This is a genomic window from Streptomyces sp. NBC_00096 (assembly GCF_045041305.1).
Classification (GTDB): domain Bacteria; phylum Actinomycetota; class Actinomycetes; order Streptomycetales; family Streptomycetaceae; genus Streptomyces.
In genome coordinates this window covers 1,642,072-1,662,278 of record NZ_CP108221.1, presented here as the reverse complement: position 1 = coordinate 1,662,278, position 20,207 = coordinate 1,642,072, and the positions used below count along the sequence as shown (strand labels likewise).

Below are 20,207 nucleotides of genomic sequence, written 5' to 3'. Positions count from 1 at the left end.
CCCTGACCGACGGGAGCTCCCGGGTTGACGAGCGTCGAAGAGACCACGGACGACAACACGGCCGACTCGGGACCCAGCGGCTACGCCGCGGCCCGGCTGCGACTCCTCCAGGAGGAGTCGCGGTCCGGGCCCTCCCGGCGTTCCGCCCTGGCCGCCCTGACCGACGACTGGCTGAAGGCGCTGTTCGCCACGGCCGTACGGGAGACGGGCGTGCGCGGCGCCGCCCTCGTCGCCGTCGGCGGCTACGGACGCGCCGAACTCTCCCCCCGCAGCGACCTCGACCTGGTCCTGCTGCACGACGGCAAGGCCGAGCCGCGCGCGCTCAGCGCACTGGCCGACCGCCTCTGGTACCCCGTCTGGGACCTGGGCCTCGCCCTCGACCACTCGGTCCGCACCCCCGGCGAAGCCCGCAAGACCGCCGCCGAAGACCTCAAGGTGCACCTCGGACTGCTCGACGCCCGGCCCGTCGCCGGCGACGTCGGGCTGCTCACTGGGCTGCGCACCTCCGTCCTCGCGGACTGGCGCAACCAGGCCGCCAAGCGGCTGCCGCAGCTGCACTCCCTGTGCCGCGAACGGGCCGAGCGCGCCGGGGAGCTCCGGTTCCTGCTCGAGCCCGACCTCAAGGAGGCCCGCGGGGGGCTGCGCGACGTCACCGCGCTGCGGGCCGTCGCCGCGTCCTGGCTCGCCGACGCCCCGCGCGAGGGCCTGGCCGAAGCCCGGCGCCGGCTCCTCGACGCACGCGACGCGCTGCACCTGGTGACCGGCCGCGCCACCGACCGGCTCTCCCTCCAGGAACAGACCCCGGTCGCCGCGCAGCTCGGTCTGCTCGACGCCGACGCCCTGCTGAGGGAGGTGTACGAGGCCGCGCGCGTGGTCTCGTACGCCGGTGACGTGACCTGGCGCGAGGTCGGCCGCGTGCTCCGGGCGCGGGCCGCCCGGCCCAGGCTGCGCGGACTGCTCGGCACCCGGGGCGCCGTGCCCGAGCGGGCGCCGCTCGCCGAGGGCGTCGTGGAGTCCGACGGCGAGGCCGTACTGGCCCTGGCCGCGCGCCCGGACCGGGACCCGGTGCTGCCCCTGAGGTTCGGCGCGGCCGCCGCCCAGGCGGGACTGCCCGTCTCGCTGCACGCCGTACGCAGGCTCGCGGCGCAGGCCAAGCCGCTGCCGGTGCCGTGGCCCGCGGAGGCCCGGGAGCAGCTGCTGACCCTGCTGGGAGCGGGGGAGCCCACGGTGGCCGTGTGGGAGGCGCTGGAGGCCGAGGGGATCATCACCAGACTGCTGCCCGACTGGGAGCGGGTGCGGTGCCGGCCGCAGCGCAACCCGGTGCACACCTGGACCGTGGACCGGCACCTCGTCGAGACGGCGGTCCGGGCCTCGGCGCTCACCCGCCGGGTCGGCCGCCCCGACCTCCTCCTCATGGCCGCTCTGCTGCACGACATCGGCAAGGGCTGGCCCGGGGACCACTCGGTGGCGGGGGAGACGATCGCGCGCGACATGGCGCTGCGGGTGGGCTTCGACGCGGAGGACATCGCCGTGCTGGGCACCCTGGTACGCCACCACCTGCTGCTGATCGACACCGCCACGCGCCGGGACCTGGACGATCCGGCGACGGTGAAGGCGGTCGCGGACGCGGTCGGGTCGCCCGGCACGCTGGAGATCCTGCACGCGCTGACGGAGGCCGACGCGCTGGCCACCGGCCCGGCGGCGTGGAGCGCGTGGCGCGGCTCGCTCGTGGCGGACCTGGTGGCGCGGGTCGCCGCCCTGCTGCGCGGGGCGGCGCCGCAGCCGACGGAACTGGAGATCCCCACCACCGAGCAGGAACGGCTGGCGGTGGAGGCGCTGCGCACCCGGGAGCCGGTGCTGGCCCTGCACGCCCGCCAGGAGGAGGACGCGGTCGGAGTGGAGCTGGTGGTGGCCGTGCCCGACCAGCCGGGGGTGCTGCCGGCGGTGGCCGGCGTACTGGCGCTGCACCGGCTCACGGTGCGGGCGGCCGACCTGCGCTCGCTGGAGCTCCCGGACCAGCTGGGCGAGGTACTGGTGCTGCGGTGGCGGGTGGCCGCGGAGTACGGGGCCCTGCCGCAGGCCGCGCGGCTGCGCACCGACCTGGTGCGGGCCCTGGACGGTTCGCTGGACGTCCCGGCGAAGCTGGCGGACCGCGAGGCGGCGTACCCGCGCCGCCGCGGGGTGATCCCGCCGCCGCCCCGGGTCGCGGTGGTCCCGGAGGTCTCCTCCCTGGCCACCGTGCTGGAGGTGCGCGCGCCCGACGCGGTGGGGCTGCTGCACCGGATCGGGCGGGCGCTGGAAACCGCCGGCGTCCGGGTCCGCAGCGCGCACGTCTCGACGCTCGGCGCGAACGCGGTGGACACGGTGTACGTGGTCGACGGAGACGGCAAACCCCTCGCCGGCCCGGCGGCGGCAGCCCTGGCGGGGGCCGTCCAGGCGGCCCTGGCGTAGCCGGGCGGCCGCTGCGCGGAGACTCACCCCACCCCGCCCCTTCCCGAAACCGGAGCGCCGCCCCGGACCCCGGACGTGCGCTCCGGGGCTCCGCCCCGGGAAACGGTGAAGGGGCGGTGCGGGGGAAAGTCGCCCGCAGGGCCGGGCCGGTGGCGGGGACCGATACCCTGGGGGACGACCACACGCCCCCGACCCGAGGAATCGCGACCACCGTGTTCGATACGCTTTCCGACCGCCTCAGCGCGACCTTCAAGTCCCTCCGGGGCAAAGGCCGCCTCTCCGAGCAGGACATCGACGCTGCGGCGCGGGAAATCCGTATCGCCCTCCTCGAGGCCGACGTCGCCCTCCCGGTCGTCCGCTCCTTCATCGCGAACGTCAAGGAGCGCGCCCGCGGCGAAGAGGTCTCCAAGGCCCTGAACCCGGGCCAGCAGGTCCTCAAGATCGTCAACGACGAGCTGGTCTCCATCCTCGGCGGCGAGACCCGGCGGCTGCGCTTCGCCAAGACCGCGCCCACCGTGATCATGCTCGCCGGCCTCCAGGGCGCCGGTAAGACCACCCTCGCCGGAAAGCTCGGCCTGTGGCTGAAGGGGCAGGGCCACACCCCGCTCCTCGTCGCCTGCGACCTCCAGCGCCCCAACGCCGTCAACCAGCTCTCGGTCGTCGCCGACCGCGCCGGCGTCGCCGTCTACGCCCCGGCGCCCGGCAACGGCGTCGGTGACCCGGTCCAGGTCGCCAAGGACTCCATCGAGTACGCGCGCACCAAGCAGTACGACGTGGTGATCGTCGACACCGCCGGCCGCCTCGGCATCGACCAGGAGCTGATGCAGCAGGCCGCGGACATCCGCGACGCCGTCAGCCCGGACGAGATCCTCTTCGTCGTCGACGCCATGATCGGCCAGGACGCGGTCAACACCGCCGAGGCCTTCCGCGACGGCGTGGGCTTCGACGGCGTCGTGCTCTCCAAGCTCGACGGCGACGCCCGCGGTGGTGCCGCGCTCTCCATCGCGCACGTCACCGGCAAGCAGATCATCTTCGCCTCGAACGGCGAGAAGCTCGACGAGTTCGACGCCTTCCACCCGGACCGCATGGCGGGCCGGATCCTCGACATGGGTGACATGCTCACCCTCATCGAGCAGGCCGAGAAGACCTTCTCGCAGGCCGAGGCCGAGAAGATGGCGGCCAAGCTCGCCAAGGGCCCCAAGGAGTTCACGCTCGACGACTTCCTGGCCCAGATGGAGCAGGTCCGCAAGATGGGCTCCATCTCCAAGCTGCTCGGCATGCTCCCCGGCATGGGGCAGATCAAGGACCAGATCAACAACATCGACGAGCGCGACGTCGACCGCACCGCCGCGATCATCAAGTCGATGACCCCGGCCGAGCGCCAGGACCCGCACATCATCAACGGCTCGCGCCGCGCCCGCATCGCCAAGGGCTCCGGTGTCGAGGTCAGCGCCGTGAAGTCGCTCGTCGAGCGGTTCTTCGACGCCCGCAAGATGATGTCCCGCATGGCCCAGGGCGGCGGCATGCCGGGGATGCCCGGCATCCCCGGGATGGGCGGCGGCCCCGGCCGGCAGAAGAAGCAGGTCAAGCAGGCCAAGGGCAAGCGCAAGAGCGGCAACCCGATGAAGCGCAGGGAAGAAGAGGCCGCGGCCGCCGCGCGCCGCGAGGCCGGTCCGCAGGACGCCCCGCCCGCCGCCGGCGGCAACCCGTTCGGGCTTCCTGCCGGAGGCGCGCAGCCCGGGCAGGACTTCGACCTCCCGGATGAGTTCAAGAAGTTCATGAAGTAGCAGTACGGAGCCGCAGGAGCCCCGGCCGGACCTCTCCGGCCGGGGCTTCGCCGTGTCGGCTCCCGCCAGGGGCGATGATCCGGTTTGTCGCTTATGGTCGGCCGGGAGGACGGCAGAAGGAGGCCACGTGCCCAGCCCCACCCCCGTACCGCCCCGCGACCGGGCCGATACACCCTGGCGCTCCGAGGGCGCACCGCCCGCCCCGCCGCCCAAGAAGAAGATGCCCGGCGGCTGGCGGGGCCTGATCCTCACCGCCCTGATCGTCTACCTGATCACCAACCTGGTGCTCTCGTTCTTCAACGAGGGCGACGAGCCGACCATCTCGTACACCGAGTTCAGCAAGCAGGTCGCCAACGGCAACGTCTCGAAGATCTACGCCAAGGGCGACGCCATCCAGGGTCAGCTGAAGGCCGAACAGCCCAAGCCGGACGGGGGCAAGGGCGACTACACCAAATTCGTCTCCCAGCGCCCCGCCTTCGCCGACGACGACCTGTGGGCCAACCTCACCAAGCACAACGTCGTCGTCACCGCCTCCCCGGTCGTCGAACAGCGCAGCTTCCTCGCCAACCTGCTGCTCTCCCTCGCCCCGATGCTGCTCCTGGTCCTGCTGTGGGTGTTCATCGCCCGCAGGATGAGTGCCGGAATGGGCGGGGGCATGGGCGGACTCGGCCGCAAGGCGCCGCCCAAACCCGTGGAGCTGGAGGGCGCCAAGCGCACCACCTTCGAGGACGTGGCCGGCATCGACGAGGTCGAGGGCGAACTCAACGACGTCGTGGACTTCCTCAAGAACCCCGACGAGTACCGCAAGATGGGCGCCCGCATGCCCGGCGGGGTCCTGCTCGCCGGCCCGCCCGGCACCGGCAAGACCCTGCTCGCGCGCGCCGTCGCGGGCGAGGCGGGGGTGCCCTTCTTCTCCGCCTCCGCCTCCGAGTTCATCGAGATGATCGTCGGAGTCGGCGCCTCCCGGGTGCGCGAACTCTTCTCCGAGGCCCGCAAGGTGGCCCCCGCCATCGTCTTCATCGACGAGATCGACACCATCGGGCGGGCGCGCGGCGGCGGCGCGGGCATGGGCGGCCACGACGAGCGCGAGCAGACCCTGAACCAGATCCTCACCGAGATGGACGGCTTCTCCGGCTCCGAAGGCGTGATCGTCCTGGCCGCGACCAACCGGGCCGACGTGCTGGACCCGGCGCTGACCCGGCCGGGCCGCTTCGACCGCACCGTCGTCGTCTCCCCGCCCGACAAGGCCGGCCGGGAGGCCATCCTGCGCATCCACACCCGGGACATCCCGCTCGCCCAGGGCGTCGACCTCGCGCAAGTGGCCCGCACGACCCCGGGCATGACCGGAGCCGAACTGGCCAACCTCGCCAACGAAGCGGCCCTGCTCGCCGTCAAGCGCCAGCAGACGCAGGTCACCCAGTCGGACCTCTCCGACGCGCTGGAGAAGGTCCAGCTCGGCGCGGAACGGCCGCTGGTCATGCCGGAGGAGGAGCGCCGCCGCACCGCGTACCACGAGGGCGGGCACGCCCTGCTGGGCATGCTCCAGCCCGGCGCCGACCCGGTCCGCAAGATCACCATCGTGCCGCGCGGACGGGCGCTCGGCGTCACCCTCTCCACCCCCGAGGCGGACCGGTACGCGTACACCGAGGAGTACCTGCGCGGCCGCATCATCGGGGCGCTCGGGGGCATGGCGGCCGAGCAGATCGTCTACGACGTCATCACCACGGGCGCGGAGAACGACCTCGAGCAGGTCACCAACATCGTCCGGGGCATGGTCGGCCGCTGGGGAATGAGCGCACGCATCGGCCCGCTCACCGCGATCCCCTCGGACGCACAGAGCCCCTACGGCCTCCTCGCGGCCCCGGCCACCCTCGACGCGGTGGACCACGAGATGCGGCGGATCGTCGACGAGTGCTACGAGAAGGCCCGCCGCCTGCTGCGCGACAACCGCGACAAGCTGGACGCCCTCGCCGAGGCCCTGTTGGCGAACGAGACCCTGGACGAACCCGCCGCCTACGCCGCCGCCGGCATTCCCCGCCTCCACAAGTGAGGGCCGCGCGGGGCCGGTCACCGGCCCCGCGCCGCGGCGGCGGTTACGCCGTACGGGCGATGACGTAGCGGAAGATGTTCGGCAGCCAGACGGCCCCGTCGGCTCGTTCATACGGGTGAAGGGCCTCGGCCAGCTCCTTCTCCACCTGTACCGGGTCGGAGCATTCGTACAGCCCGGTCGACAGCAGCCCGCGCACCGCGCTGTCCACGTCGGCGTACCCGAAGGGGCAGAACACCCGCCCCGATCCGTCCGGCACCAGCCCGGCGGCGGCCACGAGCGCGTCCAGGTCGCGCGCCACCGGACCGCCGCCCAGCACCGACGGCACCGTGCACCGTTCCGCCGGACCCCAGTCGGCCAGCACCACCGCGCCTCCGTGCCGGCGCAGCGCAGGCAGGGCCGCGGCCAGGGCGCCAGGGGTGGGCGAGAAGGCCAGCAGGACGTCGTAGGGCACCGCGGGCGCGGGTGGGGCCGCCAGCACCTCCAGGAGCCGCTCCCGGGCCAGCGTCCGGCGCGCCGGATCCGCCTCCACACCCGTGGCCAGGGCTCCCCGCCCCGAGGCCAGCAGCAGGGCCAGTCCGGCCCCGCAGTCGAGGCCCAGCAGCCGGTCGCCCGGCCCGACCTCCAGCCGGTCGTAGACCGCCTCGTACAGCGGTACCAGCATCCGTTCCTGGATCTCCGCCCAGTCCCGGGCGACAAGCGTCGCCGTCGGCGTCGGTGTCATCGAAAGAGCGCTCCTGATTCCGTGTCGCCCCCTTGCCCCCGTTGCCAGAGAACTCCCGATTCGCCCCCGCGTCCAGAGGAGCGCGCCACCCGATTCACACTCGGCACTCCGGGCGCCGTACCATTCGCGCCATGGCAAAGGCACCCGTTCTCACCCCCCAGGCGGAGGATTTTCCCCGCTGGTACCAGGATCTGATCAACAAGGCCGAGCTGGCCGACAACGGTCCGGTCCGCGGCACGATGGTCATCCGGCCGTACGGCTACGGCCTGTGGGAGCGGATGCAGCAGGAGATGGACGCGCGCATCAAGGACGCGGGCGCCCAGAACGCGTACTTCCCGCTGTTCATCCCGCAGTCGTACCTGACGAAGGAAGCCGAGCACGTCGAGGGCTTCGCCCCCGAGCTCGCGGTCGTCACGCACGGCGGCGGCAAGGAGCTCGACGAGCCGATCGTCGTGCGGCCCACCTCCGAGACGATCATCAACGACTACTTCTCCAAGTGGGTCCAGAGCTACCGCGACCTGCCCCTGCTGATCAACCAGTGGGCGAACGTGGTCCGCTGGGAGATGCGCCCGCGCATCTTCCTCCGTACGAGTGAGTTCCTCTGGCAGGAGGGCCACACCGCCCACGCCACGTACGAGGACGCCCGCGACTACGCCGCCCGCATCCACACGGACGTGTACGGCGACTTCATGACCAACGTGCTCGGCATCGACGTGGTGCTCGGCCGCAAGACCGCCAAGGAGCGCTTCGCCGGCGCCATCAACACCCTCACCCTCGAGGGCATGATGGGCGACGGCAAGGCCCTGCAGCTGGGCACGAGCCACGAGCTGGGCACCAACTTCGCCAAGGCCTTCAACACGCAGTACCTGTCGAAGGAAGGCAAGCAGGAGCTCGTCTGGCAGACCTCGTGGGGCGTTTCGACCCGCATGGTCGGCGGCCTGATCATGTCGCACGGCGACGACAACGGCCTGCGGGTCCCGCCGCGCCTCGCGCACGTCCAGGTCGTCGTCATGGCGATCAAGGGCGACGAGGCCGTGACGAAGGTCCGCGAGCTGGGCGCCCAGCTCAAGGCCGCGGGACTGCGGGTGTTCGTCGACGACCGCGTCGACACCCCGTTCGGCCGCCGCGCCGTGGACTGGGAGCTCAAGGGCGTACCGGTCCGCGTCGAGATCGGTCCCCGCGACCTGGAGGCCGGCACCGCGATGCTGGCCCGCCGGATCCCGGGCGGCAAGGAGGCCGTGCAGATCGCCGACCTCGCCGCCCTGCTGCCCAAGGTGCTCGAGGAGGACCAGGAGCAGCTGCTGCGCGAGTCCCGCGAGCGCCGGCTGGCCCGCACCTCCGACGTCGCGACCATCGAGGAGGCCGCCGAGGCCGCCATCGCCGGTGGCTGGGCGCGGATCCCGTGGGCCGACCTGGGCCCCGAGGGCGAGGCGAAGCTCGCAGAGCAGGCCGTCTCCGTACGCTGCCTGATCGCCGCGGACGGGTCGGTTCCGCAGGCGGACGACGCCCCGGGTAACCTCGCGATCGTCGCGCGCTCGTACTAGCGGGGCCGGCTGACGGCTCTCACGCCCCGGCGTGCGGCTCGCGCCGCGCGCCGGGGTGTAGTCGTCGTTACGTACCGACTCCTCCTGAGATCTGCGCACCCGTCCTCGTCGGGACGCATGAGACTGAACTGACTGGTACGTGCAAAAAATTTGGAATGGCCCGGAATCGGAACACCTGGGCACCCCGGCTCGTTGTCACGACGTGAGCACGACACCCCCTGTTCTCGCCGCAGAGCTGGCGCAGGCGTGGGCCGATATTCAGCGGTACCACCCCGAGCTGCCTGACCTTGCCGCGCCCGAGTCCCTGATCGGAGAGTCCTCGTCCGCCTGCGGCGCCGAGCTCTCCTTCGAGCGACTGCTGCACGAGGCAGTCCACGGCATCGCCGCAGCCCGCGGAGTGCGTGACACCTCGCGTGCCGGCCGCTACCACAACCGCAGGTTCCTCGCGATCGCCGAGGAGATGGGGCTGGACCACAGTGACGAGCCGCACGCGAGCAGCGGCTTCTCCCTGGTCTCGCTCAATCCCGAGGCGAAGAAGCGCTACCGGCCCACCATGGAGCGCCTCCAGCGCGCGCTGAAGGCGCACACGGTCGCCACGGCGGCCGACACGAAGCGCAGTTTCCGGGGTCCGGCCGCCCGGCACGGGTCCTCCGGCGGAGGTGTCCGGGTCAAGGCGGTCTGCGACTGCGGGCGCAACGTCCGGGTCGTCCCCTCCGTGCTGGCCCAGGCCCCGATCGTGTGCGGAGGCTGCATGAAGCCGTTCCGCATTCCCGAGGTCGCGGTGTCGGCCGCTGCTTCCTGACCGGGGCGGACGGGGTGCCCCGGGCGTGTGGCACAATGGACAGCTGTACTCGACAGTCGCATAGGACCCCTCTCTCCTCCGGCTGACGCGTCCATCGGGCACCCGAGTACCGCAACCCCACGTGGCATCTCATGTGCCCAACCACGTCAAGTTCAGGAGACACCACTCCAGTGGCAGTCAAGATCAAGCTCAAGCGCCTCGGCAAGATTCGCCAGCCGCACTACCGCATCGTCGTCGCCGACGCCCGTACCCGTCGGGACGGTCGCGCGATCGAAGAGATCGGTATCTACCACCCGACGTACAACCCGTCGCGCATCGAGGTCAACGCCGAGCGTGCGCAGTACTGGCTGTCGGTCGGCGCCCAGCCCACCGAGGCTGTGCTCGCCATCCTGAAGCTCACCGGTGACTGGCAGGCGCACAAGGGCCTCCCGGCCCCCGCGCCGCTGCTCCAGCCGGCGACGAAGGAGAACAAGCGTCGCTCCTTCGACGAGTTCGCCAAGGCCCTCGAGGGCATCGGCGAGGGCAAGGGCGAAGCCATCACGCAGAAGGCGAAGAAGGCCGACAAGAAGGCGGACGAGGCTGAGGCCGAGACCGCCGAGTCGACCGAGGCCTGAGCATGCTCGAGGAGGCTCTTGAGCACCTCGTGAAGGGCATCGTGGACAACCCCGACGAAGTGCAGGTCGCCTCGCGCAACCTGCGCCGCGGGCAGGTGCTGGAGGTCCGGGTCCACCCCGACGACCTCGGCAAGGTGATCGGCCGCAACGGCCGCACCGCACGTGCCCTGCGTACCGTCGTGGGCGCCATCGGCGGCCGGGGGATCCGCGTCGACCTCGTCGACGTGGACCAGGTCCGCTGAGAAGTAGTTGAGTCACCGGCACGGGCCGGGGAGGGCATTGCGCCCGCCCCGGCCCGTCGTCGTCTGAACAGGAGAGACACACAGTGGAGCTGGTAGTCGCGCGGATCGGCCGCGCCCACGGGATCAAGGGTGAGGTCACCGTCGAGGTGCGCACCGACGAGCCGGAACTGCGGCTGAGTCCCGGCGCCGTGCTCCGGACCGAACCGGCGTCGGCGGGCCCGCTGACGGTCGAGACGGGCCGGGTGCACAGCGGAAGGCTGATGCTGCGCTTCGCGGGGGTCAAGGACCGCACCGGCGCCGAGGCGTTGCGCAACATCCTGCTCATCGCCGACGTGGACCCGGCGGAGCTGCCGGCCGAGGACGACGAGTACTACGACCACCAGCTGATGGACCTCGACGTGGTCCTCGAGGACGGCACGGTGATCGGCCGGATCACCGAGATCTCCCACCTGCCCTCGCAGGACCTGTTCATCGTCGAGCGGCCCGACGGCACCGAGGTGATGATCCCCTTCGTCGAGGAGATCGTCGCCGGGATCGACCTCGACGAGCAGCGCTGCGTCATCACCCCGCCGCCCGGCCTGATCGACGAGCGCGAGGCGATCGTCGTCTCGACCCGCGACGGGGACGGGGACGCGAACGAGGACGCGAACGAGGACGAGGACGAGGACGGGGAAGGGGAAGGCGCCTGATGCGTCTCGACGTCGTCACGATCTTCCCCGAGTACCTGGAGCCGCTCAACGTCTCCCTGGTCGGCAAGGCGCGGGCGCGCGGGCAGCTCGACGTACACGTCCACGACCTGCGGGAGTGGACGTACGACCGGCACAACACGGTGGACGACACCCCGTACGGCGGCGGTCCCGGCATGGTCATGAAGACCGAGCCCTGGGGCGAGGCCCTGGACGCGGCGCTGGCCGACGGCTACGAGGCGGGCGCGCACGGCCCCGTCATCGTCGTCCCCACCCCCAGCGGCCGGCCCTTCACCCAGGAACTCGCCGTCGAGCTCTCCGAGCGTCCGTGGCTGATCTTCACCCCGGCCCGGTACGAGGGCATCGACCGCCGGGTCATGGACGAGTACGCCACGCGCGTCCCGGTCTACGAGGTCTCCATCGGGGACTACGTCCTGGCGGGCGGCGAGGCGGCCGTCCTGGTCGTCACCGAGGCCGTGGCCCGGCTGCTGCCCGGGGTGCTGGGCAACGCCGAATCGCACCGCGACGATTCCTTCGCGCCCGGGGACATGGCCAACCTGCTGGAAGGGCCCGTCTACACGAAGCCCCCCCAGTGGCGCGGCCACGGGATCCCGGACGTGCTGGTCAGCGGCCACCACGGCAAGATCGCGCGCTGGCGCCGCGACGAGGCCTTCCGCCGCACGGCGAGCAACCGCCCGGATCTGATCGAGCGCTGCGAGGCCTCCGCCTTCGACAAGAAGGACCGCGAGCTGCTGAGCATCCTCGGCTGGAAGCCCTCCTCCGACGGCCGATTTTGGCGCAGGCCGCAGAGCGTGGAAGAATAGGCGGCTGCTGTGTGCTCGCGTGCGCCCCTGCCACAGGGGGACAGTCGTCCGCCGAGTCCCGCAGCTCCCGAATTCTCTACGGAAACCCCGCATCGGCGGCCTGTGGCGTCATGCGAAGAAAGCAGAAGAACTTCATGACTCACCTGCTCGATGGCGTCAACGCCGCCACCCTGCGCTCGGACCTGCCGGCCTTCCGCCCCGGTGACACGGTCAACGTTCACGTCCGCGTGATCGAGGGCAGCCGCTCCCGCATCCAGCAGTTCAAGGGTGTCGTCATCCGCCGCCAGGGCTCGGGCGTCTCCGAGACCTTCACGGTCCGCAAGGTCTCCTTCAGCGTCGGCGTGGAGCGTACCTTCCCGGTCCACTCCCCGATCTTCGAGAAGATCGAGCTCGTCACCCGCGGTGACGTGCGTCGCGCCAAGCTGTACTTCCTCCGTGAGCTCCGCGGCAAGGCCGCGAAGATCAAGGAGAAGCGCGACCGCTGATCTGCTCTCGGGGTTCAGCGGTCGGCCGGATAGGCTCGCCCCCGATGGACACCGAAGCACCTCACACGCAGCGCGGCCACTCTTCCCCCGACGAGGGGGAGGGGCGGTCGCGTTTCGCGTTTTCCGGCTCCGGATCCGGATCCGATTCCGGGTCTTCCTCTCCCCCTTCCGGTTCCGGTTCCGGCCGGGCGGGGTGGCTGACCTGGCGGCGGGCCGGGCTGCTGGGCGTGGTCTGCACCGTCTTCCTGCTGCTCCTGAGCAATTTCGTGCTCCAGCCCTTCCTGATCCCGAGCCGCTCGATGGAGCCCACGCTGGCGGTCGGGGACCGGGTACTGGTCAACAAGCTGGCGTACCGTTTCGGCAACCAGCCCGAGCGCGGGGACGTCGTGGTCTTCGACGGCACGGGCTCCTTCGTACCGGAGGGCCCGGACGGGAATCCGATCGCTGACGCCGTGCACGGGGCGGCCTCTGCCCTCGGGCTCGCCGAGCCCTCGGACACCGACTTCGTGAAACGGGTCGTCGGCGTCGGCGGCGACGACGTGGTCTGCGACGAGAACGGCCGGATCAAGGTCAACGGGGTGGTGCTCGACGAGCCGTACCTCTACCCGGGCGACTCGGGATCGAAAGTGCCCTTCCGGATCGTCGTGCCGCTTGGGACCCTGTGGGTCATGGGCGACCATCGTTCCCAGTCCCGGGACTCCCGGGACCACCTGGGGGAACCTGGCGGGGGGATGGTGCCTGTGGAGAAGGTGATCGGGCGGGCCGACTGGATCGGCTGGCCGGTGTCGCGCTGGGGCGGCGTACGGTCCGTGGGCGGCGGCCGTGGGTAGCCGCGGGCAGGACCCCGGAGCCGGGCGGAACCCCGGATCGGGGCAGGACCCCCGACCGGGGGAGGACCCCCGACCGGGGCAGGACCCCCGACCGGGGCAGGGCGCCGGAGCCGCGCCGGAGCCGGGCGGCCGCGCCGAGCGGCGCCGGACCGCCCGCCGGGTCCGGCGCAGGAGGCGCACCCGCCGGGTGGGGGAGCTGCCCCTGCTGGTGGTGGTGGCGCTGTGCATCGCCCTGATCCTCAAGACCTTCCTGGTGCAGGCCTTCTTCATCCCCTCGGGCTCCATGGAGGAGACGATCCGGATCGGCGACCGGGTGCTCGTGGACAAGCTGACGCCGTGGTTCGGCGCCGAGGTCGAGCGCGGCGAGGTCGTCGTCTTCAAGGACCCCGGCGGCTGGCTCAGCGGTGAGAGCGCGCGCCCGGCCCAGGACCCGGTGGGGGTCAAGCAGATCAAACAGACCCTCACCTTCATCGGCCTGCTGCCCTCGGCCAACGAACAGGACCTGATCAAACGGGTCATCGGCGTCGGCGGGGACACCGTCAAGTGCTGCGACGCCCAAGGCCGGGTCACCGTCAACGGCTCGCCGCTCGACGAGCCGTACATCAACCCGGGCAACGCGCCCTCGGAGATCCGGTTCGAGGTGAAGGTCCCCGCCGGGCGGCTCTTCGTCATGGGCGACCACCGGGCCAATTCGGCCGATTCCCGCTACCACCTCGACGAGGCCTTCCAGGGCACGATTCCCGAGGGGAACGTGGTCGGCCGGGCCGTGGTCATCGCCTGGCCCTTCGGGCACTGGCGCCGGCTGGAACAGCCCGCCACCTTCCGGATGGTGCCCGACCAGGCGCGCCGCGGCCGCCGTGCGCCCCGTCGCCCCCGGCGGGGCGCCTCGTTCGCATAGTGTGTCCTTGGTCTCCCGCGCCTTCGGGAACTCCCGCTCGTTAAGGGAGGGGAGGGCCCGCGCCTGATCCGGCCGGGCGGCGATTCCGAACGAGGAGTGGATGTGGGGGACGTGGCGGTTGGTGCACGGTCCGGACGGGACGAGGGTGGCGAGCAGCCGGACGACGCCGTCGAGCACGATGCCGTCAAGAACGACAGTGACGCGAAGGACGGGGCCGCGGCACGACCGCACCGTTCCTTCTGGAAGGAACTGCCGCTGCTGGTGGGCATCGCCCTGCTGCTGGCTCTGCTGATCAAGACCTTCCTGGTGCAGGCGTTCTCGATCCCCTCCGACTCGATGCAGAACACCCTGCAGCGCGGCGACCGGGTGCTCGTGGACAAGCTGACGCCGTGGTTCGGATCCGAGCCCGAGCGCGGTGAGGTCGTGGTCTTCCACGACCCGTCGAACTGGCTGAGCGGGGAGCCCACCCCGGATCCCAACATCGCGCAGAAGGTCCTCAGCTTCATCGGCCTCATGCCGTCCGCGGAGGAGAAGGACCTGATCAAGCGGACGATCGCCATCGGCGGTGACACGGTCGAGTGCAAGAAGGGGGGACCGGTCATCGTCAACGGCAAGGAGCTCGACGAGCCGTACATCTTCCCGGGCAACACCCCGTGCGACGACTTCCCCTTCGGTCCGCTGACCGTGCCCAAGGGCAAGATCTGGGTGATGGGCGACCACCGCCAGAACTCCCTGGACTCCCGGTTCCACCAGCAGGACCCCACCCACGGCTTCGTGCCCGTGGACGAGGTCGTCGGGCGGGCCGTCGTGGTCGCGTGGCCGATCACCCGCTGGTCCACCCTGCCGATCCCGGACACCTTCGACCAGCCCGGCATCGGCACGCAGACCAAGGCCACCGCGCTCGGTCTGGGCGCGGCCGGACTGGCTCCGGTCGGGCTCGGCCCGGCCGCCCTCGGCTTCGCCGGCGCGGTCCCGGTGGTCCTGTGGCGCAGGCGGAAGCTGACCGAGGGGCGTACCGGCAGGTAGGGTGCCGCCCAGGTCGACGATCTCCGAGTGTGGGGGCGCTTGCAATGGGCGGAACACAAGCAATACGAGCAGGTGACGGCGGTGGCCGCGGCGGACTCGGCAACATGTTGTCGGGAATCGCCGTGGCCATCGGCTTTGTGCTCTTCCTGGGCGGGTTCGTGTGGGGAGCAGTCGTGTACCAGCCGTACACGGTGCCGACCGACTCGATGGTGCCGACGGTGCAGCCCGGTGACCGGGTGCTGGCGCAGCGCATCGACGGCGGTGAGGTGCGCCGCGGGGACGTGGTCATCTTCAAGGACGCCCAGTGGAGCGATTCGCCGATGGTCAAGCGCGTCGTCGGCATCGGCGGTGACACCGTCAAGTGCTGCGGAGACGGCGGACGGCTCACGGTGAACGGCAAGGAGCTGGACGAGCCGTACATCGAGGCGGAGAAGCTCGACGTGACGGGCGCCCCCGGCGGGTCCGCCTCCCGGACCCCGTTCGAGGTGACGGTGCCGGAGGGCAACCTCTTCCTGCTGGGTGACCGGCGCGGCGCCTCGCTGGATTCCCGGGCCCACCTGGAGGAGGCCGGCCAGGGGACGGTGCCCCGTTCGGCGGTGAACGCCCGGGTCGACGCCCTCGCGTGGCCCTCCATGTCGATGCTGGAGCGGCCCGGGACCTACGCGGCCCTGCCCGGCGGGATCTCGAAGCCGGGGCCGCTGCGCCTCCAGGTCGCGGCGGTGGTGGCCGGAGCCGCCCTGGTGGTGCTCGGAGCCGCGTACGGGCCGGTCGTACGGGTTCTGGGGCGCGGGCGGAGGCGGGAGCGGGCCGGTGCCCGCTGACGCGACGGCGGGTCCGGGTCCGGGTGCCGGTGCGGGAGCCGCAACGGGCGGAGGGACGGCCGGGGAGGGCGGGCCGCGCAAGGTGGCGCGGTTGATCCTGCTGGACCCCGAGGACCGGATCCTGCTGCTGCACGGCTTCGAGCCCGCGGATCCGACGGACGACTGGTGGTTCACCCCGGGCGGCGGCCTCGAAGGGGCCGAGACCCGCGAGCAGGCCGCGCTGCGAGAGCTGGCGGAGGAGACCGGGATCACCGCGGTGGAACTGGGGCCGGTGCTGTGGCACCGCTACTGCTCGTTCCCCTTCGACGGGCGCCGCTGGGAGCAGGACGAGTGGTACTTCCTGGCACGTACCGCCCAGACGGCGACCGAGATGGGCGGGCTCACCGAGCTGGAGCGGCGCAGCGTCTCCGGTGCCAGGTGGTGGACCTCCGAGGAACTGCTGGCGGCCCATGAGACGGTGTACCCGACCAGACTCGCAGAGCTGCTCCGCACGCTGCTCGACGACGGTCCTCCGGGTGCGCCCGTGAACCTGGCTCCGGAAATCGTTTAGGGGCGCGGGGGCCTGGCGCACAATAGGGGGACGCACGGCTGAAGGGGAACATGCCATGAGTGCCGAGGACCTCGAGAAGTACGAGACCGAGATGGAGCTGAAGCTCTATCGCGAGTACCGCGACGTCGTCGGGCTGTTCAAGTACGTGATCGAGACGGAACGCCGTTTCTACCTCACCAACGACTACGAGATGCAGGTGCACTCGGTCCAGGGGGAGGTCTTCTTCGAAGTGTCGATGGCGGACGCGTGGGTCTGGGACATGTACCGGCCGGCCCGCTTCGTCAAGCAGGTGCGGGTGCTGACCTTCAAGGACGTGAACATCGAGGAGCTCAACAAGAGCGATCTCGAACTTCCGGGCAGCTGATCGAGAGGATTTCCCCGCGGCTGAGCGCGGGGATTCCCCCGCCGGGGTGACGGTGTCGTCCACAACGCCCCGGCTGTCCACCAAGATCCAATGGGTGGGCGGGGACGCGGGATCGTCGGTGCCGGAGGTGGTGCCGGATGAACGCGAAGGGCGTGGCACAGCAGGCATTGGGGCGGTACGGCGAGGACCTCGCGACGCGCAGGCTCACCGAGGCCGGGATGACCGTGATCGCGCGGAACTGGCGCTGTCGCGGTGGGGAGATCGACATCGTCGCCCGGGACGGGGACGCCCTCGTCGTGTGCGAGGTCAAGACCCGGCGGGCGGGGGAGTTCGAGCACCCGATGGCCGCCCTGCGGCCCGGCAAGGCGGAGCGCCTGCGCAGGCTCGCCGGGCGCTGGCTCGCCGACCACGGGGGACCGCCCCCGGGCGGGGTGCGCATCGACCTGGTCGGAGTCCTGCTGCCGCGGCGCGGCGGGCCCGTGGTGGAGCACATCAGGGGGGCGGCCTGATGGGGTTCGCGCGAGCCTGCTCGGTCGCCCTCGTGGGCGTCGACGGCGTGGTGGTGGAGGTCCAGGCCGACCTGGAGCCGGGGATCGCCGCCTTCGCCCTGGTGGGGCTGCCCGACAAGACCCTGGTCGAGAGCCGGGACCGGGTCAGGGCGGCCGTGGTGAACTCCGGCGCCGCCTGGCCGCAGAAGAAGCTCACCGTGGGCCTCAGCCCGGCATCCGTCCCGAAGTCCGGCTCGGGGTTCGACCTCGCCGTGGCAGCCGCCGTCCTGGGCGCCGCCGAAGTGGTCGACCCGGCGGCGATCGCCGATCTCGTCCTCATCGGGGAGCTGGGCCTGGACGGCCGGGTGCGTCCCGTGCGGGGGATCCTGCCGGCGGTGCTCGCCGCCGCCGAGGCCGGATACCGGCAGGTCGTGGTCCCGCAGCAATGCGCGGCCGAGGCCATGCTCGTCCCCGACCTCTCGGTGCTCGGCGTGCGCAGCCTGCGCCAGCTGATCGCGGTGCTGACCGGCGGGGAGGTCCCCGAGGAGGACCCGCCCGATCCGCCGGGGCGTCCCGACCCGATGCTGGCCGGGCTGATCGTGCCCGGAGCCGGAATCGGGACGGGGGTCGCCCGCGACCGGGACGGGCGGGACTTCCCCGACCTCGCCGACGTCGCCGGACAGCACGGCGCGCGCCGGGCCCTGGAGGTGGCGGCCGCCGGAGGCCACCACCTCTTCCTCAGCGGGCCACCCGGGGCGGGCAAGACGATGCTGGCCGAGCGGATCCCCTGGATCCTGCCCCCGCTCACCCGGCAGGACTCCCTGGAGGTCACGGCCGTGCACTCGGTCGCGGGAATCCTGCCGCCGGGCGAACCGCTCGTGGCGCGGCCCCCGTACTGCGCCCCGCACCACTCCGCGACCATGCAGTCCCTCGTCGGGGGCGGAGCCGGGGTGGCCAGGCCCGGAGCGGTGTCCCTGGCCCACCGGGGGGTGCTGTTCCTCGACGAGGCCGCGGAGTTCAGCACCAAGGCCCTGGACGCCCTGCGCCAGCCCCTTGAGGCCGGGCACGTGGTCATCGCCCGGGCCGCCGGGGTGGTACGGCTGCCGGCCAGGTTCCTGATGGTGCTCGCCGCCAACCCCTGCCCGTGCGGGCGGCACACCCTGCACGGGGCCGGCTGCGACTGCCCGGCCTCGGTGATCCGGCGCTACCAGGCCCGGCTGTCCGGGCCGCTGCTGGACCGGGTGGACCTGCGGGTGGAGGTCGAGCCGGTGACCCGCTCCGACCTGCTGGGGCGCGGGGGCCGCGGCGAAGCCACGGCGGCGGTCGCCGACCGGGTCCGCGGGGCCCGCGACCGGGCGGCGGCCCGTCTCTCGGGGACGCCCTGGCGGCTCAACGCGGAGGTCCCGGGCCACGAGCTGCGGACCCGCTGGCCGGCCGCCCCGGGGGCGCTGGCCCAGGCCGAGCAGGACCTGGAGCGCGGCCTGCTCACCGCGCGCGGTCTCGACCGGGTGCTCCGGGTCGCCTGGACGGTGGCCGACCTCCGGGGCCGGGACCGCCCCGACGCCCTGGACGCGGCCATCGCCCTGGAACTGCGGACCGGAATCGCCCGGGGAGCGGTGGCGTCGATGGGAGGGGCGTCATGACCGGGCCCGACGCGCGGGCCGAGGTGCTCGCGCGGGCCGCGCTGACCCGGGTGCTGGAGCCCGGGGAGGAACACGGCGGGCGCTGGCTGCGCAGGTACGGGGCCGTCGGCCTGATACGGCTGCTGACCGGGCCGGATCCGGAGCCCGGGGTGCCGGCCGGGGTCGGCGCCGAGCGGCTCGCCGGATACCGCCGCCGGGCCGCCCTGGCCGACCCCGAGCGGGACCTGGCGGCCGCCGCCGGTACGGGGGGCCGGTTCGTCTGCCCCGGATCGGCGGAGTGGCCCAGCCAGCTGGACGACCTCGGCGACGCCCGGCCGGTCGGGCTGTGGGTCCGGGGCCGGCCGAGCCTGCGCACCTGGGCGCTGCGCTCGGTGGCGGTGGTCGGGGCCCGCGCGTGCACCCCGTACGGGGCCCACATGGCGCAGAGCCTCGCCGCCGGGCTCACCGAGCGCGGCTGGGTGGTCGTCTCGGGGGCCGCCTACGGGATCGACGGGGCCGCCCATCGCGGCGCCCTCGCCGCGGGCGGAGCCACGGCGGCCGTGCTGGCCTGCGGGGTGGACGTGCCCTACCCGCGCGGGCACGCCGGACTGCTCGGCCGGATCGCCGCCCAGGGGCTGCTGCTCGGCGAGCTGCCGCCCGGCGCGCACCCCACGCCGAGCCGTTTCGTCCTGCGCAACCGCGTCATCGCGGCCCTGACCCGGGGCACGGTCGTCGTGGAGGCCGCGCACCGCAGCGGGTCCCTGGTCACCGCCCGGCGGGCCCAGGCCCTCGGGAGGTTCACCATGGGCATCCCCGGCCCGGCCACGAGCGGACTCTCGGCCGGAGTGCACGAGCTGCTGCGCGGCGAGGCCTCTCTGGTCACCGACGCGGCGGAGGTCATCGAGCTGGTCGGAGGGATGGGCGAGCTCGCTCCCGAACGGCGCGGCCCCGTGATCGCCCGGGACCTGCTGGATCCCGGCGCGGTCCGGGTGCTCGAAGCGCTGCCGGCCGGGCGGCCCGCCGACCTGGAGGAGGTGGCCCTCGCGGCGGGCACCGGCACCGATGAAGTCATCGGCAGACTGTACGAACTTCACTCTCTGGGGTTTGTCGAACGGCAGGGCGACGGCTGGCAGTTGACCCCGCGATGGCCGGAAGGAGGCATACAAACCGGAGCTGCCCGGCGAGGCGGTCGTTGACCTGGGGCGTTCCGGTGAAAGAGTGAAGCCGATGAGAGACGCGGTCTTCCCGGTGGCAGCCGCCGGGACCGTGCGCGAGGCGCCGGTCCCGGGCCGCCCGCGCGAGTCGGGGCGCCCTTGCGGGCCCGCGCGATCCCGTACTCTTCGCGCACCGCGACACTTCCGTCACGCTACGCTCCCAAGGAATCCGGCTCCGGCAAAGGCGA

Annotated in this window: 20 protein-coding genes; 19 read left to right on the top strand and 1 reads right to left on the bottom strand. The window is 72.4% G+C overall.

All coding sequences use genetic code 11. The features are described from left to right. The first annotated feature begins 24 nt into the window (after positions 1–24). The 3 genes from OG904_RS06835 to ftsH all read left to right on the top strand — a co-directional run bounded on the left by OG904_RS06835 (position 25) and on the right by ftsH (position 6,288). Complete coding sequence (locus OG904_RS06835; protein WP_405488393.1) at positions 25–2,451, top strand: [protein-PII] uridylyltransferase; 2,427 nt, start codon at positions 25–27, stop codon at positions 2,449–2,451. Positions 2,452–2,663: 212 nt separating this feature from the next. Further along, complete coding sequence (ffh, locus tag OG904_RS06830) at positions 2,664–4,238, top strand: signal recognition particle protein (RefSeq protein ID WP_405488391.1); 1,575 nt, start codon at positions 2,664–2,666, stop codon at positions 4,236–4,238. A 220-nt stretch (positions 4,239–4,458) separates the two neighbouring features. Further along, positions 4,459–6,288 (top strand): ATP-dependent zinc metalloprotease FtsH, encoded by a 1,830-nt coding sequence (ftsH, locus tag OG904_RS06825; protein ID WP_405488389.1) that lies wholly within the window; start codon positions 4,459–4,461, stop codon positions 6,286–6,288. A gap of 43 nt (positions 6,289–6,331) precedes the next feature. Here the strand turns inward: ftsH and OG904_RS06820 are convergent, their stop codons facing one another. Then, complete coding sequence (locus OG904_RS06820) at positions 6,332–7,009, bottom strand: methyltransferase type 11 (protein WP_405488387.1); 678 nt, start codon at positions 7,007–7,009, stop codon at positions 6,332–6,334. Positions 7,010–7,140: 131 nt separating this feature from the next. Here OG904_RS06820 and proS point away from each other — a divergent pair, with 131 nt between their 5' ends. The 16 genes from proS to dprA all read left to right on the top strand — a co-directional run bounded on the left by proS (position 7,141) and on the right by dprA (position 20,001). Beyond that, positions 7,141–8,553 (top strand): proline--tRNA ligase, encoded by a 1,413-nt coding sequence (gene proS / locus OG904_RS06815; protein WP_405488385.1) that lies wholly within the window; start codon positions 7,141–7,143, stop codon positions 8,551–8,553. Between the two features lie 202 nt (positions 8,554–8,755). Then, on the top strand, positions 8,756–9,355 hold the full coding sequence (locus tag OG904_RS06810) for a hypothetical protein (RefSeq protein ID WP_328301035.1): 600 nt from the start codon (positions 8,756–8,758) through the stop codon (positions 9,353–9,355). Positions 9,356–9,525: 170 nt separating this feature from the next. Further along, entirely contained in the window at positions 9,526–9,969 is a 444-nt protein-coding gene (rpsP, locus tag OG904_RS06805; RefSeq protein WP_243337676.1) for a 30S ribosomal protein S16, read from the top strand. A gap of 2 nt (positions 9,970–9,971) precedes the next feature. Further along, positions 9,972–10,211: an RNA-binding protein gene (locus OG904_RS06800; RefSeq protein WP_030011889.1), complete on the top strand. Its 240-nt coding sequence runs from the start codon at positions 9,972–9,974 to the stop codon at positions 10,209–10,211. Between the two features lie 83 nt (positions 10,212–10,294). After that, positions 10,295–10,900 (top strand): ribosome maturation factor RimM, encoded by a 606-nt coding sequence (gene rimM / locus OG904_RS06795; RefSeq protein ID WP_405488382.1) that lies wholly within the window; start codon positions 10,295–10,297, stop codon positions 10,898–10,900. Further along, complete coding sequence (gene trmD, locus OG904_RS06790; protein ID WP_405488380.1) at positions 10,900–11,721, top strand: tRNA (guanosine(37)-N1)-methyltransferase TrmD; 822 nt, start codon at positions 10,900–10,902, stop codon at positions 11,719–11,721. The genes rimM and trmD overlap by 1 nt, the downstream gene beginning before the upstream one ends. A gap of 134 nt (positions 11,722–11,855) precedes the next feature. Next, positions 11,856–12,206, top strand: coding sequence for a 50S ribosomal protein L19 (rplS, locus tag OG904_RS06785; RefSeq protein ID WP_405488378.1), 351 nt, complete (start codon positions 11,856–11,858; stop codon positions 12,204–12,206). A 44-nt stretch (positions 12,207–12,250) separates the two neighbouring features. Next, the gene (gene lepB / locus OG904_RS06780; RefSeq protein WP_405488376.1) at positions 12,251–13,036 is read left to right on the top strand and encodes a signal peptidase I; all 786 of its coding nucleotides are present in this window, start codon (positions 12,251–12,253) and stop codon (positions 13,034–13,036) included. 187 nt (positions 13,037–13,223) lie between these two features. Further along, entirely contained in the window at positions 13,224–13,934 is a 711-nt protein-coding gene (lepB, locus tag OG904_RS06775) for a signal peptidase I (RefSeq protein WP_405488374.1), read from the top strand. Positions 13,935–14,045: 111 nt separating this feature from the next. Then, entirely contained in the window at positions 14,046–14,960 is a 915-nt protein-coding gene (lepB, locus tag OG904_RS06770; RefSeq protein ID WP_405488372.1) for a signal peptidase I, read from the top strand. A 44-nt stretch (positions 14,961–15,004) separates the two neighbouring features. Beyond that, positions 15,005–15,781 (top strand): signal peptidase I, encoded by a 777-nt coding sequence (lepB, locus tag OG904_RS06765; RefSeq protein ID WP_405497825.1) that lies wholly within the window; start codon positions 15,005–15,007, stop codon positions 15,779–15,781. 82 nt (positions 15,782–15,863) lie between these two features. Continuing rightward, entirely contained in the window at positions 15,864–16,331 is a 468-nt protein-coding gene (locus tag OG904_RS06760) for an NUDIX hydrolase (protein WP_405497823.1), read from the top strand. A 55-nt stretch (positions 16,332–16,386) separates the two neighbouring features. Continuing rightward, on the top strand, positions 16,387–16,695 hold the full coding sequence (locus OG904_RS06755) for a DUF2469 domain-containing protein (RefSeq protein WP_005311352.1): 309 nt from the start codon (positions 16,387–16,389) through the stop codon (positions 16,693–16,695). Between the two features lie 137 nt (positions 16,696–16,832). Beyond that, positions 16,833–17,204, top strand: coding sequence for a YraN family protein (locus OG904_RS06750; RefSeq protein ID WP_405488370.1), 372 nt, complete (start codon positions 16,833–16,835; stop codon positions 17,202–17,204). Continuing rightward, positions 17,204–18,826, top strand: coding sequence for a YifB family Mg chelatase-like AAA ATPase (locus OG904_RS06745; protein WP_405488368.1), 1,623 nt, complete (start codon positions 17,204–17,206; stop codon positions 18,824–18,826). The genes OG904_RS06750 and OG904_RS06745 overlap by 1 nt, the downstream gene beginning before the upstream one ends. Next, on the top strand, positions 18,823–20,001 hold the full coding sequence (gene dprA / locus OG904_RS06740) for a DNA-processing protein DprA (RefSeq protein WP_405488365.1): 1,179 nt from the start codon (positions 18,823–18,825) through the stop codon (positions 19,999–20,001). Before OG904_RS06745 ends, dprA begins: the two co-directional genes overlap by 4 nt. Positions 20,002–20,207 lie beyond the last annotated feature (206 nt).

Bases quoted from the DNA above. Each gene is read 5' to 3' on its own strand.
- OG904_RS06820 (WP_405488387.1), bottom strand. From the start codon at position 7,009: ATGACACCGACGCCGACGGCGACGCTTGTCGCCCGGGACTGGGCGGAG.
- OG904_RS06745 (WP_405488368.1), top strand. From the start codon at position 17,204: ATGGGGTTCGCGCGAGCCTGCTCGGTCGCCCTCGTGGGCGTCGACGGC.
- dprA (WP_405488365.1), top strand. From the start codon at position 18,823: ATGACCGGGCCCGACGCGCGGGCCGAGGTGCTCGCGCGGGCCGCGCTG.
- proS (WP_405488385.1), top strand. From the start codon at position 7,141: ATGGCAAAGGCACCCGTTCTCACCCCCCAGGCGGAGGATTTTCCCCGC.
- OG904_RS06750 (WP_405488370.1), top strand. From the start codon at position 16,833: ATGAACGCGAAGGGCGTGGCACAGCAGGCATTGGGGCGGTACGGCGAG.
- rplS (WP_405488378.1), top strand. From the start codon at position 11,856: ATGACTCACCTGCTCGATGGCGTCAACGCCGCCACCCTGCGCTCGGAC.
- trmD (WP_405488380.1), top strand. From the start codon at position 10,900: ATGCGTCTCGACGTCGTCACGATCTTCCCCGAGTACCTGGAGCCGCTC.
- lepB (WP_405497825.1), top strand. From the start codon at position 15,005: ATGGGCGGAACACAAGCAATACGAGCAGGTGACGGCGGTGGCCGCGGC.
- OG904_RS06755 (WP_005311352.1), top strand. From the start codon at position 16,387: ATGAGTGCCGAGGACCTCGAGAAGTACGAGACCGAGATGGAGCTGAAG.
- OG904_RS06800 (WP_030011889.1), top strand. From the start codon at position 9,972: ATGCTCGAGGAGGCTCTTGAGCACCTCGTGAAGGGCATCGTGGACAAC.
- ftsH (WP_405488389.1), top strand. From the start codon at position 4,459: ATGCCCGGCGGCTGGCGGGGCCTGATCCTCACCGCCCTGATCGTCTAC.
- lepB (WP_405488376.1), top strand. From the start codon at position 12,251: ATGGACACCGAAGCACCTCACACGCAGCGCGGCCACTCTTCCCCCGAC.